14 protein-coding genes and 1 pseudogene are annotated in these 14919 nt (G+C 71.5%); 11 read left to right on the top strand and 4 right to left on the bottom strand.

Annotated features, from left to right (window positions below):
- Positions 1-115 precede the first annotated feature (115 nt).
- The 4 genes and pseudogenes from QA802_RS00925 (at position 116) to QA802_RS00940 (ending at position 3984) form a co-directional block, all read left to right on the top strand.
- Positions 116-660, top strand: a pseudogene (locus QA802_RS00925) (ADP-ribosylglycohydrolase family protein).
- Positions 661-733: 73 nt separating this feature from the next.
- Complete coding sequence (locus QA802_RS00930; RefSeq protein ID WP_319168271.1) at positions 734-1312, top strand: TetR/AcrR family transcriptional regulator; 579 nt, start codon at positions 734-736, stop codon at positions 1310-1312.
- Between the two features lie 150 nt (positions 1313-1462).
- Positions 1463-3154 (top strand): serine/threonine-protein kinase, encoded by a 1692-nt coding sequence (locus tag QA802_RS00935; RefSeq protein ID WP_334517393.1) that lies wholly within the window; start codon positions 1463-1465, stop codon positions 3152-3154.
- The gene (locus QA802_RS00940; RefSeq protein ID WP_334517394.1) at positions 3151-3984 is read left to right on the top strand and encodes a hypothetical protein; all 834 of its coding nucleotides are present in this window, start codon (positions 3151-3153) and stop codon (positions 3982-3984) included. Before QA802_RS00935 ends, QA802_RS00940 begins: the two co-directional genes overlap by 4 nt.
- Before the next feature lie 139 nt (positions 3985-4123).
- On the opposite strand, the gene QA802_RS00945 is transcribed toward QA802_RS00940, so the two are convergent.
- Positions 4124-4657, bottom strand: coding sequence for a 2'-5' RNA ligase family protein (locus QA802_RS00945; protein ID WP_334517396.1), 534 nt, complete (start codon positions 4655-4657; stop codon positions 4124-4126).
- A gap of 161 nt (positions 4658-4818) precedes the next feature.
- Positions 4819-5007 (bottom strand): hypothetical protein, encoded by a 189-nt coding sequence (locus QA802_RS00950; protein ID WP_334517398.1) that lies wholly within the window; start codon positions 5005-5007, stop codon positions 4819-4821.
- 196 nt (positions 5008-5203) lie between these two features.
- Here QA802_RS00950 and QA802_RS00955 point away from each other — a divergent pair, with 196 nt between their 5' ends.
- The 5 genes from QA802_RS00955 to QA802_RS00975 all read left to right on the top strand — a co-directional run bounded on the left by QA802_RS00955 (position 5204) and on the right by QA802_RS00975 (position 11460).
- The gene (locus tag QA802_RS00955; RefSeq protein WP_334517400.1) at positions 5204-6433 is read left to right on the top strand and encodes a L,D-transpeptidase; all 1230 of its coding nucleotides are present in this window, start codon (positions 5204-5206) and stop codon (positions 6431-6433) included.
- A gap of 295 nt (positions 6434-6728) precedes the next feature.
- Positions 6729-8144 (top strand): family 2B encapsulin nanocompartment shell protein, encoded by a 1416-nt coding sequence (locus QA802_RS00960; RefSeq protein WP_334517402.1) that lies wholly within the window; start codon positions 6729-6731, stop codon positions 8142-8144.
- Positions 8145-8226: 82 nt separating this feature from the next.
- Entirely contained in the window at positions 8227-9591 is a 1365-nt protein-coding gene (gene tcp / locus QA802_RS00965; protein ID WP_334517404.1) for a 2-methylisoborneol synthase, read from the top strand.
- A gap of 15 nt (positions 9592-9606) precedes the next feature.
- Positions 9607-10482: a geranyl diphosphate 2-C-methyltransferase gene (locus QA802_RS00970; RefSeq protein WP_334517406.1), complete on the top strand. Its 876-nt coding sequence runs from the start codon at positions 9607-9609 to the stop codon at positions 10480-10482.
- A 210-nt stretch (positions 10483-10692) separates the two neighbouring features.
- A complete protein-coding gene (locus QA802_RS00975) occupies positions 10693-11460 on the top strand; it encodes a class I SAM-dependent methyltransferase (protein WP_334534200.1) in 768 nt (255 codons plus the stop codon).
- A 53-nt stretch (positions 11461-11513) separates the two neighbouring features.
- Here QA802_RS00975 and QA802_RS00980 read toward each other — a convergent pair whose 3' ends face one another.
- Together QA802_RS00980 and QA802_RS00985 are read right to left on the bottom strand one after the other, a co-directional pair.
- Entirely contained in the window at positions 11514-12347 is an 834-nt protein-coding gene (locus QA802_RS00980; RefSeq protein ID WP_334517408.1) for a class I SAM-dependent methyltransferase, read from the bottom strand.
- Between the two features lie 236 nt (positions 12348-12583).
- On the bottom strand, positions 12584-13147 hold the full coding sequence (locus QA802_RS00985) for a hypothetical protein (RefSeq protein WP_334517410.1): 564 nt from the start codon (positions 13145-13147) through the stop codon (positions 12584-12586).
- 372 nt (positions 13148-13519) lie between these two features.
- Between QA802_RS00985 and QA802_RS00990 the strand changes: the two genes are divergently transcribed.
- Entirely contained in the window at positions 13520-14023 is a 504-nt protein-coding gene (locus tag QA802_RS00990) for a sortase (protein ID WP_319168282.1), read from the top strand.
- Between the two features lie 260 nt (positions 14024-14283).
- Entirely contained in the window at positions 14284-14865 is a 582-nt protein-coding gene (locus QA802_RS00995) for a class F sortase (protein WP_443042061.1), read from the top strand.
- The last annotated feature ends 54 nt before the right edge of the window (positions 14866-14919 follow it).

Here is a 14919-nt window from a genome sequence, read left to right on the forward strand (position 1 = left end):
TATGCAACGATGACACCAAGAAAGCGTGATCCCGACCCCCTGTCAAGACCGCCGTGCCGCCCGACCGGCGAGGTCGACCCGGTTCGGGCCTGCGGGCGACGGATGACCTGCGCGGGTGAAGCGGATTCAGCGAGCCGCCGGAGCGGTCGTCGGCTCAGCGGTCGGTGACGCCCTGGGCGGACCCTTCGAGTTCGGCCCCCGAGGAGCTTTCTCCGCACGGTTCCCCGCGCCCGGCACCGGTGGCGAGATGTGCGGAGGCGGCGGCTGGGACCCCGGCGAGGCCACCGACGACACACAGATGGCCGTTCTGGTCGCGGAGTCCCTGCTGGAACGCGGCGGACTGGATCTGCCGGACATCTTCACCCGCTTCCAGCGCCGGCCACCGAGTTCAACGGCGCCGTCTGGCCCTGCCTGGGCTCCGCCGTCTGGGCCCTGCGCACCACCACCGGCTTCGAAGACGCGATACGCGCGGCGGTCGACCTCGGCGGCGACACGGACACCGTCGCCGCGGTGACCGGAGGTCTCGCGGGGGCCCGCTACGGGCCGGCGGCGATTCCAGCCCACTGGACGCAACCGCTCCACGTCCCCCTCCCGGGTTTGGACGGACGCGTGCTGCGCCTGGCGGATCTGCTCCACCTCGCCCGCCGCCTCGCAGGCTGACCCGAACCGCGGCAGGACCCAGTTACTCTGCTCGAAGTGGTTCGAACGTAGTACTACATTTGGAGTGACGTCGATGGCGAGACGGAACGACCAGAGGCGCGCGGCCCTCGTCGACGCGGCGATCGAGGTGCTGGCCCGGGAGGGCGCACGTGGTCTGACGTTCCGGGCTGTGGATGCCGAGGCCGCCGTTCCGGCCGGCACGGCGTCCAATTATTTCGCCAGCCGCGACGACCTTCTCACTCAGGCCGGGGCCCGGGTGTACGAGCGGCTCCAGCCCGACGAGGCCACGGTCGCCCGCCAGCAGGCGGCCGGCCGCGACCGGGAGACCTACGCGGAACTGATGCGCGAGCTCGTCGGCCGCGTCGCCGCGTTCCGCACCGGTTACCTCGCGCTGCTGGAACTTCGCCTCGAGGCCACCCGGCGCCCCGAACTGCGCAGGATTCTCACGGAGCGGGTCCGGGCCGACGTCGACGCCAACGTCGCCTATCACGAGGCCTCCGGCCTCCCCGGCGACGCCATGGCCGTCAAGCTCCTCATACTGACGCTGAACTGGCTGATCGTCGAGCAGCTCACGCTGCCGGACGTCTTCACGGAGGCGGAGCGCGAACGACTGGTGACGGCGGCCGTGGAGCGCATCGTGGCGGCCACGTAGCCGCTCCCCACCGCGTGCCCCAACGTCCGGCCGGGAGGGGGCCGAGGTCCCGCACCGCAACCGCAGCGGCCGAAACGGTGTCTCCTCACGCGTGGCTCGATGCTTGTCAAGGGTGAGAGTCGAGCCGCGCGGCCGCGGTGGGGGGATGGAATGGACACATGGGCAGTGCCCGGATACACCGAGTCGCTGGAACTCGGGGCAGGGGCGAGCGGGCGGGTCGTTCTGGCCGTGCACGAGGAGACCGGCGTCCCGGTGGCGGTCAAGTATCTCAGCGAGTCGCTGCGTACGAAGCCTGGCTTCGTACAGGGGTTCAGGGCTGAGGCGCGGCTGCTCGGCGGGCTGGAGAGCCCTTACGTCGCCGACCTGTACGAGTACGTCGAGAGCCCGGACGGCGCCGCCATCGTGATGGAGCTGGTGGACGGCGTGTCGTTGCGCACCCTGCTGACCAGGGTGGCCCCGCTCGAGCCCGAGGCGGCCCTCGTGGTCCTCAAGGGATCGCTGCTCGGTCTGGCCGACGCGCATCGCGTCGGCGTCGTCCATCGCGACTACAAGCCGGAGAACGTCCTGGTCGTGCCGGACGGATCGTCCAGGCTCGTCGACTTCGGCATAGCGGTGGACGTCGGCGCCAGCGCCGGCGCAGCCGGGACCCCCTCCTACATGGCCCCGGAGCAGTGGACCGGCGCCCCCGCCTCTCCCGCCGCCGACGTGTACGCGGCCACGGCCACCTTCTTCGAGTGCCTGACGAGCCACCGGCCCTACACCGGTGACAATCTCGCCGCACTCGCCCTGCAGCATGTCGATGGGCCGATCCCGGCCGACGAGGCCCCCGAGGCGGTGCGGGAGCTGGTGCGACGCGGCCTCGCCAAGGACCCGGGGGAACGTCCCGCACACGCCGAGGCGTTCGTCGCGGAGCTGGAGGCGGCCGCCGGCGCCGCGTACGGGTCCGACTGGGAAGAGCGCGGGCGCGGCAGGCTCGCCGCGCTGGTGGCTCTGGTGCCGCTGCTCCTGCCGTCGGCCCGCAGCGCCCCGCCGAGCACCACGACGGACACCGCACGCACGGTCCTGGGCCGCGAAGCGGCCCGCGGCGGGGCCTCCGGTAAGGCACCCGGCGGGGCCCGGTCGTGGTTGCCCGGCCGGGCGGGGCTGCTCGTCACGGCCGCGGCCGTCCTGCTGGGCGTCCTCCTGTCCTACGACCTGCGGCACGCCCCGGGGGCGGCGCCGCAACAGGCGGCGCAGGCCCTGGCCACCAGCAGTGCCCGAGCCGCGGTGGATCCGGAAGCGTCCGTCGCTCCGACCACGCCGGCCCCCTCGGCCGCACCCCCGTCGTCCACCGCGTCACCCGGCCCGTCGGACTCGGCCTCGGCGTCGGCGTCCTCGTCGGCGTCCGTCGGCACCGACGAGCCCTCGGCGTCCGCCTCCGCATCCCCGACCGAGGAAGCCACACCCGGCGAAGCGCCCGGCGGGCCGTCCACCGGGGCGACGCCGACGACGGCCTCCCCGACCCCGCCGCGTGCTCCCGCTGTCAAGGACATCACGGTGAGGGACTTCCGGCAGACGGGTTCGACGACCGCCACAGCGACCATCGCCGTCACGACGGACGGAACCGGCCCGCTCTCCCTCACCGTCTCTTGGTCCACGGGCAACGGCGGCCGAGGGCTCGGGGCTTCGGACGGCGCGCCTCAGGCCTTCGAACGAAGCGGGTCCACCCAGTACGTCCTCACCGTGGCCCACACCTTCCGGAACGCCGGCTGCTACTGGGCGGTACAGGCGACGACCGTCCCCGCCGCCGCCGACGGCGGCGGCTCGCAGCAGCTTCTGACCAGGCAGTGTGACATCCGATGAGCACGCACGACGACCGCACGCACGACGACCGCACGCAGGTCTTCGTGGAGGACGGCGAGCCCACCCAGGTGCTCGGCCGCACCGCCTCGTCCGCCACACCCGCCTCGTCCGCCACACCCGCTTCGCCCGCCACACCCGCTTCGCCCGCCGCGCCCGCATCTGCCGCCTCGCGCGTCGAAGGCGGCCCCGACGACGCCGAGTACAGCGCCACCGTGCTGGCCAGTCACTGGATCCAGCGGCCGCCCGAGACGGACACGACCCTCGTCGCGCCTCCCTCCACGCGGACGCAGGACACGCCGACCCCGGTGCAGACGCCGACGCCCGCACCGGATCGCGTCGAAGGCACCGTGCTGCGCTTCGGCCCGGGCGTGACCGCCGCCGTCGCACAACGCACCCACCGGACCCTGCCCTCGATACCGCCGCCTCCCGCGCCCTCACGTCGGCGTCCGCGCAGACATGCGCTGCCCGCGCTGGTGCTGATCGGCGTCATCGCACTCCTCGCCTGGCAGCGCCTCGGGCCGTCCCTCGCAACGGGCGCGGTACAGGTCGTGGCCCGGCCGGCGGCCGTGGGGTGCGACGGCACCGCGGACGTCGTCGGCGTCGTCGCCACCAACGGCCGACCGGGCACGCTCTCGTACCGCTGGACCCGAAGCGACGGCACGGCCTCGGGTGTGCTGCGGGAAGTGGTGGCCGAGGGCCGGCATCAGGCACGCCTGCACCTGCTGTGGACGTTCCAGGGCAGGGGCCACTACGCGGCCCGGGCCGAACTGCATCTCCTCTCCCCCGTCGACCGCACGGTCGTCGTCGACCTGACGTACGACTGTCCCTGAGCGACCGCGCACACCCGCCTGCCGGTGTCCTCGCCCTCGGCGCGTGGACTCCGGCGGGCGGGCGATCTGACGTGGCGTCGGGTCCGTCGGGTCCGGCAGTGGGCAACCGGTCGTCCGGCAGCGCGAATACGTTTGCGTCTCAGGAACGAGGTTCAAGCACTTCCAGGGCGCCCGTTTCGGTGTCGTAGCTGCGCAAGGTGGTGAGGCGGACCGACAGGGGCGGCGCCGGCAGCAGCTCGGAGATCCGTCGGTCGGCGAAGGCAGCGGCCCGTCGGGTCCGGCCGAGGGTGACGTGCGGGCTCCAGCGTCCGGGTTCGTGGAAGGGATTGAGGGCTTCGGGCCCGCCGTCCGACACGACCGCCTCCCACACCCGGCGGTGCAGACCGGCCAACGCACTGTCGAGGTCCAGCGCCCAGGCCAGCACCGATGTCGGCCGCTCGAAGCGGACCACACCGGTGAACCTCACCGCCAGCGGCAGCGCGGCCGCCACCTCGGCGAGCTCCCAGCGGATCGGGGCAGTCAGCTCCCCGCACGAGGCCAGCGTGAGATGCGGACTGTTGGTGGGAGAGCGGTGGCGCGCCTGACTGGGCAGCCCCGCGTCCGCGAGCCGCCGCCATGCCTCCCGCACGGCCACGTCCGCCGTCTCGTCCAGCAACATCTCGACCGTGCGCACCACCGCAGCCTAGCGGCGATCATCCGTGGTCCCGCCGAGGCGGCGCCCAGCCAGGGCCACGGACGACGGCACGCGAACAGGGCAGCGACCCGGGGCCGGGTTCGACGGGGACGGTGCCGGCGCGTCCGCGAGGTCGAGCAGACCAGCAGCCGGCACGGCGCCTACTCGTCCCCGGTGCTCTGCCGTGAGCGGGAATTCCGGCTCGTGCTGCGGGCCAGCTCGCCGCCGAGCAGTGTCGCCTTCGCCACGCCACGTGCCCAGCGAGGGGCATCGCCCCTGGCCTCCCAGAAGACGCAGACACAGCCGCCGATGACGAGCAGCACGACGACCGCCAGTACGAGTACGAGCACACTCTCCCCCTATGTGTTCTGTTCGTTCGATGGTGGGGCCCATCCTCTCAGGCGGGCGACGGGCTCGGCACGCGTGGCCTTCACCACAATTTGCCCATTTATGGACATAGGCATGTCTAAGTAGTCTCAAGGCTGGTTGCGCTTCTTCGGTGATCAGCGCAGGGATGCAGAGACAGCGCCATAGGAGAAGTGTTTGATGCTGAGGAAACGACGCACCGGACTGGTGGCTACGGCCGGCGTGCTCGGCGGCGTACTCACCGTCACGGCCCTCGGCGGTACAAGCAACGCTGCCACCAGCACCGACGACGGCGGGCGCCACCCCACGTCGCAGACGGGCCCACAGCAGGCGGGCGCCCCGGAGGCCTCCGAGGCCCGCATAGTGATCACGCCCGGGGAAGGCGCCCACAACGTCGGCACCGACGACCCCGTCGGCGTCACCGTCCGCAACGGCAAGCTCACCAAGGTGACCATGACCGCCGTCGCGACCGGCGCCGAGGTGCCGGGAACCGTGTCCGCGGACGGCACCTCCTGGAAGCCGAACGGCGGGCTGAAGGGTGCGACCAGGTATCAGATCGCAGCTGAGGCCAAGGACGCCAAGGGTCGCCCCGCCTCCGGTAACGCCTCGATCACCACCGTCTCCCCCGCCAACGACTTCATCGGGCACGTCTCCCCCGAGGACGGCTCGACCGTCGGCGTGGGCATGCCGGTGACGGTCGGTTTCGACAAGGCGGTCAGCGACAGGGCCGCCGTGCAGTCGGAGATCCAGGTCAGCTCCAGCAGCGGCCAGCAGGCCGTCGGCCACTGGTTCAACGACCGTCGCCTCGACTTCCGCCCCGAGCATTACTGGACGCCCGGTTCCACCGTCACCGTCACGCTCACCCGCGACGGCATCCAGAAGACCGTCACCTTCACGATCGGCCGCAGCCAGATCAGCACCGTGGACGTCAAGACGAAGCGGATGACCGTCGTCCAGAACGGCAGGCCGATCAGGACCATCCCGATCTCGGCGGGCAGCCGCGAACACCCGACCTACAACGGTCAGATGGTGATCTCCGAGAAGTTCCGGCGCATCCACATGAACGGTGCGAGCGTCGGTCTCACGGAGAAGGACGGCAAGCCCTCGTACGACATCAAGGCCGTGCCGCACGCCATGCGCCTGACCGACTCGGGCACGTTCATCCACGGCAACTACTGGGGTACGGACTCGGTCTTCGGCAAGGTCAACACCAGTCACGGCTGCATCGGTCTGAGGGATGCCCGGGGCGGCGGCAACGACAGGAAGCCCGCCGCGTGGTTCTTCGACCACTCGATGATCGGTGACATCGTGATCGTCAAGAACTCCGAGGACAAGACAGCGCTGGCCCCGGACAACGGCCTCAGCGACTGGAACATGCCGTGGAGCCAGTGGGTCGCGGCCAGCTGGTAGAGGCGGGCGACCTCGTCCTGGGGGCGACGCCGACCGCCCGTGCCGCCGGGCACCGCTGCAGCACGGCGCGGGTGCGGCGATGACGCGTGACGGACCGATAAACCGCATTCAACTGATTGTCACCGCTTCGAGGTAAGCATCCCCTCTCTCCGGTGGATGTGGCGAGTTCGACGGCTAGCTTTCTGCAGGTGGACGGATGCCCGCGATCCTTCCCGCTCGTTGCCCACGCCCCCTGCCTCCCGTCCGGCGCACCCGTGTGCGCCGGACGGCCTGCCGTGCAAGGAGAGAACCCCCGATGTCCGTCGACAGCATCCCGGAGACTCAGGCCCCGCCCGCAGCGGCGCAGCAGTCCCTGAGCACGGCCGCCGCCCGCAACCTCGCCACCACCACCAAGTCAGCCCCGCAGATGCAGGAGATCACCTCCCGCTGGTTGCTGCGGATGCTGCCCTGGGTGGAGGCCGAGGGCGGCGCCTTCCGGGTCAACCGGCGGCTGCGCCATACCGTCGGCGACGGCCGCATCGAGTTCGTCCAGGAGGGCGCAACGGTCCGGGTGATCCCCCGGGAGCTCGGTGAACTGGCCGTTCTGCGCGGATTCGAGGACACGGAGGTTCTCACCGCCCTCGCCGACCGCTGCACGCAGCGCGACTTCACGGCGGGCGAGGTCCTCGTCGAACGCGGCAGCCCCGCGGACCGGATCCATCTGATCGCACACGGCCGGCTCATCCAGACCTCCGAGGGACAGTACGGCGGAGAGAACGCCCTCGCGGTGCTCGCGGACGGCGACCACTTCGGCGAGAACGCGCTGTCGGACTCCGACGCCCGCCACGACTGCACGGTCACCGCCGAGTCCTCCGGCACCCTCCTCACCCTCTCCCACGCCGACTTCGCCGCCGTCCAGGCGCGCGCACCCCACCTACGGGCCCACGTCGGCAGGTTCACGTCCCGCGGGCGGCTGCGGCAGAACAAGCACGGCGAGGCCGAGATCGCCCTGTCCGCCGGTCACGTCGGCGAGGCCGAACTGCCGGGCACCTTCGTCGACTACGAACCGAAACCGCGTGAGTACGAGCTCTCCGTCGCCCAGACCGTGCTGAGGATCCACACCAGGGTCGCCGACCTCTACAACGGTCCGATGAACCAGAGCGAGGAGCAACTCAGGCTCACGATCGAGGCGTTGCGGGAGCGTCAGGAGCACGAGCTGGTCAACAACCGCGAGTTCGGGTTGTTGCACAACGCCGACTTCAAGCAGCGCATCCAGCCCCGCTCCGGACCGCCGACCCCGGACGACATGGACGATCTGCTCTGCCGTCGGCGCGGTACCAAGATGTTCCTCGCCCACCCCAGGACGATCGCCGCCATCGGACGTGGCTTCAACGCCTGCGGTCTCTACCCCGACCATGTCGACCTGGGCGGGCAATCGGTCCCCGCCTGGCGCGGGGTCCCCATCCTGCCCTGCAACAAGATCCCGATCAGCAAGGAGCAGACCAGCTCCATCATCGCGATGCGCACCGGAGAGAAGAACCAGGGCGTCATCGGCCTGCGGCAGACAGGACTGCTGGACGAGTACGAACCGGGGCTCTCCGTGCGGTTCATGGGCATCAACGAACAGGCGATCATCTCCTACCTCGTCAGCACCTACTACTCCGCCGCGGTGCTCCTGCCCGACGCCCTCGGCGTGATGGAGAACGTGCAGATCGCCCCCAGGCCGCGCTGATGCCCTGACCGGCTGCAGGCGACACACCTGGCCCGCCCCGAGCACGACGGAGCGCTCACCCCACCGCAGCAAGGAGCCGACGATGCCCGATTCCGGGCCCCTCGGACCATCCCCCGCCGAGCGGCGACCGACGCCGCCCAGAGCCGTGCCGGACACCCCCGCGCGGGTGGTCCCGGACCTTCCGGCGACACCGGCCGCCGCGGGCTTTCTGGCGGCACTGCATCCTCCGGTCCCGATCCCGATCCCCGACCCGCCACCGGCCCCCACGCCCGCCTCCGCCGTACGACACACGCCCGGCACGCCCGCCTCCGCCGTACGACACACGCCCGGCACGCCGGCGGCCGGCACCGCCTTCCAGGGGATCATGCGCGGACCTACCGGACTGGGCACGACCTCCCTGACCCTGTCCGCCAGGGACGCACCCCCGCTCCCGGATCCGGAGGCCACGGCACCGGCTCCGTCCGCCGCTGGGCGAGCCGTTCCCGGTCTCTACCACCATCCCGTCCCGGAGCCCGACCCCGTGCGCGTCGAGGAGGTGAGCCGCCGGATCAAACACTGGGCCGAGGACGAGGTGCGGCTCTATCCCGAGGAGTGGGAGGGACAGTTCGACGGCTTCTCCGTCGGCCGCTACATGGTCGCCTGCCACCCCGACGCTCCGACGGTCGACCACCTGATGCTCGCCACCCGGCTCATGGTCGCGGAGAACGCGGTGGACGACTGCTACTGCGAGGACCACGGCGGGTCACCCGTCGGTCTCGGCGGGCGCCTCCTGCTCGCGCACACCGCGCTCGACCACGTCCACACCACCGCGGAGTACGCGTCGGCGTGGCAGGAATCCCTCACCTCGGACGCCCCGCGCCGGGCGTACCGCAGCGCGATGGACCACTTCGTCCGCGCGGCCACCCCCGCACAGGCCGACCGCTACCGGCACGACATGGCCCGGCTGCACATGGGCTACCTCGCCGAGGCCGCCTGGGCACAGACCGGCCACGTCCCCGAGGTGTGGGAGTACCTGGCGATGCGCCAGTTCAACAACTTCCGCCCCTGCCCCACCATCACCGACACCGTCGGCGACTACGAACTGCCCGCGGATCTCCACGCCCGGCCGGACATGCAGCGGGTGATCGCCCTCGCGGGCAACGCGACCACCATTGTGAACGACCTCTACTCGTACACCAAGGAACTCGACAGCCCCGGCCTCCACCTGAACCTGCCGGTGGTGATCGCGGAACGCGAGCAGCTCTCCGAGCGAGACGCCTATCTGAAGGCCGTCGAGGTTCACAACGACCTCCAGCACGCCTTCGAGGCCGCCGCGGCCGACCTGGCGAAGGCCTGCCCCCTGCCCCCGGTGCTGCGCTTCCTGCGGGGAGTGGCCGCCTGGGTCGACGGCAACCACGACTGGCACCGCACCAACACCTACCGATACAGCCTGCCCGACTTCTGGTAAAGAACGGACATTTCTGTGACCACTGAGACGACCTCCACCGCCACCGCGAAGATCCCGGCCCCGGCCACCGCGTACCAGGAGGACATCGCCCGCTACTGGAACAACGAGGCCCGACCGGTCAATTTGCGCCTCGGTGACGTGGACGGGCTCTACCACCACCACTACGGCATCGGCGACGTGGACCAAGCCGCGCTCGGCGACCCGGCACACAGCGAGTACGAGAAGAAGCTCATCGCGGAACTGCACCGGCTGGAGTCGGCACAGGCGGAGTTCCTCATGGACCACCTCGGCGGCGTCGGTCCCGACGACACCCTCGTCGACGCCGGCTGCGGGCGCGGCGGGTCCATGGTCATGGCGCACCGCCGATTCGGTTGCCGGGTCGAGGGCGTCACCCTGTCCGCCGCCCAGGCCGACTTCGGCAACAGGCGCGCGCGGGAACTACGTATCGAGGACCATGTCCGCTCCCGTGTGTGCAACATGCTCGACACGCCTTTCGACAAGGGCAGCATCGGGGCCTCGTGGAACAACGAGTCGAGCATGTACGTCGACCTCCACGACCTGTTCGCCGAGCACTCCCGTTTCCTGAAGGTGGGCGGCAGGTACGTGACGATCACCGGCTGCTGGAACCCCCGCTACGGCCAGCCGTCGAAGTGGGTCTCGCAGATCAACGCGCATTTCGAGTGCAACATCCACTCCCGCCGCGAATATCTGCGCGCCATGGCCGACAACCGGCTCGTGCCGCACACCATCGTCGACCTCACGCCGGACACCCTGCCCTATTGGGAGTTGCGGGCCACGTCGTCGCTGGTCACCGGAATCGAGGAGGCGTTCATCGAGTCCTACCGGGACGGCTCCTTCCAGTACGTCCTGATCGCGGCAGACCGCGTGTGAGCCCGGCCTCGCGGGGCCGGGGCCGCGTCCTTCACGGGCGGCCCCGGCCCCGCGGGGCTCACTCCCTTCTCGCGACGGCAGTCCACTCCCGCGGCTGCTCGGCCGCCGACACGATCCGTGACGCCTGCTGTCGTCCGCTGTCGCACCGCCCCCGGGGCTACTGTCTGTCGGGTGAACGCAGACGACGCGAACCGGCGATGGACGCGGTCCATGCCCGAGGCCTACGAACGCCACCTCGTGCCGGTCCTCTTCCGCCCGTTCGCCACCGACCTGGCGGCCAGGGCTGCCGCGCTACGGCCCCGAAAGGTCCTGGAGCTCGCCGCGGGGACCGGTGCGTTGACCTCGGCCCTGCTCACCGCGGCGCCCACGGCCTCCGTGGTGGCCAGTGACCTGAACGAGGCGATGGTCGCCGCCGGGTCGGCACGCGAGCCCCGCGCCGACTGGCAGCAGGCGGACGCCCAGGAACTGCCCTTCGAGGACGGCGGCTTCGACCTCGTCGTGTGCCAGTTCGGCGTGATGTTCTTTCCCGACAGGCCCGCCGCCTACGCGGAGGTGCGCAGGGTGCTGACCCCGCAGGGACGCTTCTTGTTCAACAGCTGGGGCCCGCTGTCCACGCACGGGTTCGGGGCGGCCTTCCAGGACGCCCTGGAACAGTCCATGCCCGGCAGAGCGCCCGCGTTCCTCGAGGACGTGCCGCACGGTTACACGGATCCGGCCCTGGTCGCCTCGGACCTCGAGGCCGCCGGGCTCGCCCTGGACACCGCCGACGAGGTCACGCTCGACGCCGTCGCGGCGTCGGCCGCCTCCATCTCCACCGGGTTCCTCACCGGCACACCGGTCAGCGCCGCCCTGGAATCCCGCCGCGACGCCCGGACCATCAGGGCCTCGGTCACCCGGAGGATGACGGACCGGCTCGGCTCCGGTCCTGTGACGGCGGCGATGACCGCGACCGTCTACACCGCGCACCGCCCGGACTGACGCTTTCCGACACCACACGGCCGACCCGGCCGCGTTCGTCGCAGGCGGCCTCCTCAGTCGGTGTTCCGCTCGGCCGTGACCAGCAGGTACTCCCATTCCATGGTCCCGTCCGCGAGGTGCCGGGCGGCCAGGTCCGTGAGCGCCGCGTCGAGGGCGGACACCTTGTCGGGGTCGTCGGCGATGGCCCGGTACACCGCGAGGGTCGGGCCGTAGCAGGACTTGAAGAACTCCCGGAACTCCTCGGCCCGGGCGAACCGGTCGACACGCAACCGCCGGCGACGGGCGTCGAAGGCACTCACGCGGTCGCCGAGCAGTGCACGCACGTGGTCCTCGTCGCCCCACAGCGGTGGCGGCTGCGCTCCGGGCGGAGGCGGGGGCGCGTACGGGCGCATGACGGCGAACATCTGGCCGACGAACCCTTCCGGTGTCCAGTTGGCCAAGCCGATCCTGCCGCCCGGCCGGCACACGCGGACCAGTTCGTCGGCCGCCCGCTGGTGGTGCGGGGTGAACATGACGCCTACGCAGGAGACCACGATGTCGAACGAGGCGTCTGCGAACGGCAGCGCCTCCGCGTCGCCCTCTCGCCAGTCCAGGTGGGCGCCGCGCTCGGCGGCGAGCCGCGCTCCGGCCGCCAGCAGTTCCGGCGTCAGGTCCACCGCGACCACGTCGGCTCCCGCGAGAGCGGCCGGGATGGCGGCGTTCCCCGAACCGGCCGCGACATCGAGCACCCGCGAACCCGGCTGCACGCCGCTTCCCCGTACGAGCTCCGGTCCGAGGTCAGGGATCACGTCCGTGGCCACCAGGGGGTAGTCGCCCAGCGCCCACATGGCCCGGTGCCTGGCCTTCAGTGCTTGGTCCGCGCGGGTCGCTTCACTCGCCTCGGTCATGACGGATCCCTCCGCTGCCGCGCCGTGTGCGTACGGTGCCGGGCGGTGGCCGCCGTCTCGGACCGGCACGCCCGCGTCTCGCCGCCTCGGCGCCTCCTCCGACTGTCTCACGGTTCGACCGTCGGCGCCGGGCCTGGCACGAGACGCCGGGCAGCCGACCCTCGGCCGGGGCGTCGGTCGATCACGTCGTCCCTCACACCCCGAGCGCCTGCCCCCTTGTCGGCGCCGGGGTCAGTTCACCGTACATAGGAGTCGCAGAGGGCAGCCGCTCCCGAGGGCGCGGGAGCCTGATGGGCCCAGCCGCACACGGTGCGCAGGTCGTAGGACGGCCTCGGCCGGGCAGTACGCGGCCGCGTCGGCCGGTGGCCGGGCCGCTTCGGGGCTGCGTCGCGGTGGCGGGTACGCGGCGCCTCGGGCCGGGGCGGCTCGGACCGCACGGCTCTGGGCTGCGGTCGCTGCCGCTGCGGTTGCTGTTGCTGTGGTTGCCGTTGCTGTGGTTGCGGCATGCGGCGGGTGCGCTCGCGGCCGGTGGCGCCCGAGGGGCGCCGCTGCCGCTGTGCGGGGCGGCGGTCCGCATGCCGCTTCGTCGTCTTCTCGACGGGGGTGGTGGCGAGGGGGGTGGTGGCGACGAGGGCGGTGCGCGCGGAGGGCTGGGCCGGCGACGGCGGCGGGGACGGCGTGCGTGCGGCGGCCGTGTCCACCCGTGGGACGGGCGGCGGGGCGCCGACGGGGACGGAGACACAACCTCCGGCAAGCAGGACGCAGGCCAGGACGAGAGCGAGGGAGAGCGGGCGGCGCATGCCCCCAGGATGGTCGGCGGCGGACACGGCTGGCGTGCCGTTCCGCTGATGATCACCGGCACGGGTGACGCGCCGCGGTCCGCGCACCGTCCGCACGTCCAGCCGTTCGCCACGACGTCGTTGGCGGCACTCCCCCGTGCGGTGGGGTTAGCCTGTTCGCCGACCTCCGGCGGTTCCCCCACCTCTTCGACTAGCACCTCCCTGACCTGCGCGAATACCGGTGTCCGAACCGTCGATACGTCCGTCCGAGCGAGGCGTGTGCCGATCTGTCACGTTGCGGAGGTGACGCAGCGTCGGTTTTCTCGGCAGTGCTACGCACGCACTTCGGGTGCCGTGCAACAGACCAAACTGCTGCTTCGCTGGAGGGTTCTCGTGGGCAATGCACGTGTGGGCGTCGGCATCGGCATCGGCATGGGTTTGATGGCCGGGTTGCTGGCTCTTCAGGTTCCGGTCGCTGCTGCTGCCGGTGACTCAGGTCTCGACATCCGCGCGCGGCAGACCGCCCACGGGTTCACGGTCACGGTCAGCACCACCGCATGTGGTGCGGACGTGACCTACGGGAAGGGCGAGTCCGAGGCGGCAGGGGCGTTCCATCTCTTCGAAGGCGAGCGCAAGGGCGTCCTCACCGGCGAGTTCACGGTGCCGGAGGGTGCTTCCCCCGGCACCGACACCGTCACCGTCAAGTGCCCGCCGCGGATCAGGATCACGGACTCGTACCGGCTCCCGACCCGCCGGCCCGACGGTGCCGTGGAGGCCGGTTTCGGAGACACCGGACAGGCAGCCCCGCAGCTGGCTCTGGGCGCGGCGCTGGTCGCCGCAGCCGCCGCCGGGATGCTGGTGAGGAGGCGTCGCCGCGCCAACCCGGACGGCGACTGACCGCCCTCATCGACCCGGCCCACTCACCCCGGCGGCTCCCGGCGCGCTCCTCGTCCGGCAAGCCGCCGGGAGCCCGTTGCCTCCCTCGTCCTCGCCACTTCTCCCCCGCTGCGAGCAGAGACCCCACCGCGATGGCTCCCAGGCGTACCTCCGACTCTTCCGCTTTCTTGGGTTCCTCGGGTTCCTCGGGTTCCTCGGGTTCCTCGGGCATCGTTTCCGTCAGGCTTCTGGCCTGGACACTCGTCACAGGAGTCCTGCTGGTGGCAGGCGCGGTGCACGACGAGCGGCCACGTCGGCCTTCAGCGGGTGAGGCGTTGTCACCCCGGCCCGGAGCCACTGTTCACCGCACCGCCGCCCCGGCGGACCCCGCCGTCGCCCCGCTCCCGCCCGCGGAACCGCTCTGGCTCCGGATCCCCGCCATCCACGTGAACACCACCGTCGCCAAGCTGCACCTGGACTCATCGGGGGCGCTCGAACCCCCGCCCGCCGACCCTCCGCACCGTGCCGGCTGGTACAGCGAGGGCACGGCACCGGGATCCGCCGGCACAGCCGTCACCGCGGGCCACGTGGACCTCCCGACCGGCGCCCCGGGCGTCTTCTACGAGCTCGGCGCCCTGACCGAGGGCGACATCATCGAGATCTACCGGGCGGACCGGCGGACAGTCGTGTTCACCGTCACCGCTCTCGAGGTCTACGACAAGAAGGCCTTCCCGAGCGAGAAGGTGTACGGCGGCTCCGAGCGGGCCGAACTACGGGTGATCACCTGCGGCGGCGGTTACTCCAGGCGGACCGGGTACCAGGGCAACATCGTGGTCTACGCGACTCTCACCGCGGTGAGGTGAGGGAGGTGCACGGCGCCGGAGGATCCGTTGTCGCTGCGGTCGGCGTGCTCGGGT

Source organism: Streptomyces sp. B21-105, assembly GCF_036898465.1.
Lineage (GTDB): Bacteria > Actinomycetota > Actinomycetes > Streptomycetales > Streptomycetaceae > Streptomyces.

Bases quoted from the DNA above. Each gene is read 5' to 3' on its own strand.
- QA802_RS00930 (WP_319168271.1), top strand. From the start codon at position 734: ATGGCGAGACGGAACGACCAGAGGCGCGCGGCCCTCGTCGACGCGGCG.
- QA802_RS00935 (WP_334517393.1), top strand. From the start codon at position 1,463: ATGGACACATGGGCAGTGCCCGGATACACCGAGTCGCTGGAACTCGGG.
- QA802_RS00940 (WP_334517394.1), top strand. From the start codon at position 3,151: ATGAGCACGCACGACGACCGCACGCACGACGACCGCACGCAGGTCTTC.
- QA802_RS00955 (WP_334517400.1), top strand. From the start codon at position 5,204: ATGCTGAGGAAACGACGCACCGGACTGGTGGCTACGGCCGGCGTGCTC.
- QA802_RS00960 (WP_334517402.1), top strand. From the start codon at position 6,729: ATGTCCGTCGACAGCATCCCGGAGACTCAGGCCCCGCCCGCAGCGGCG.
- tcp (WP_334517404.1), top strand. From the start codon at position 8,227: ATGCCCGATTCCGGGCCCCTCGGACCATCCCCCGCCGAGCGGCGACCG.
- QA802_RS00975 (WP_334534200.1), top strand. From the start codon at position 10,693: ATGCCCGAGGCCTACGAACGCCACCTCGTGCCGGTCCTCTTCCGCCCG.
- QA802_RS00980 (WP_334517408.1), bottom strand. From the start codon at position 12,347: ATGACCGAGGCGAGTGAAGCGACCCGCGCGGACCAAGCACTGAAGGCC.
- QA802_RS00985 (WP_334517410.1), bottom strand. From the start codon at position 13,147: ATGCGCCGCCCGCTCTCCCTCGCTCTCGTCCTGGCCTGCGTCCTGCTT.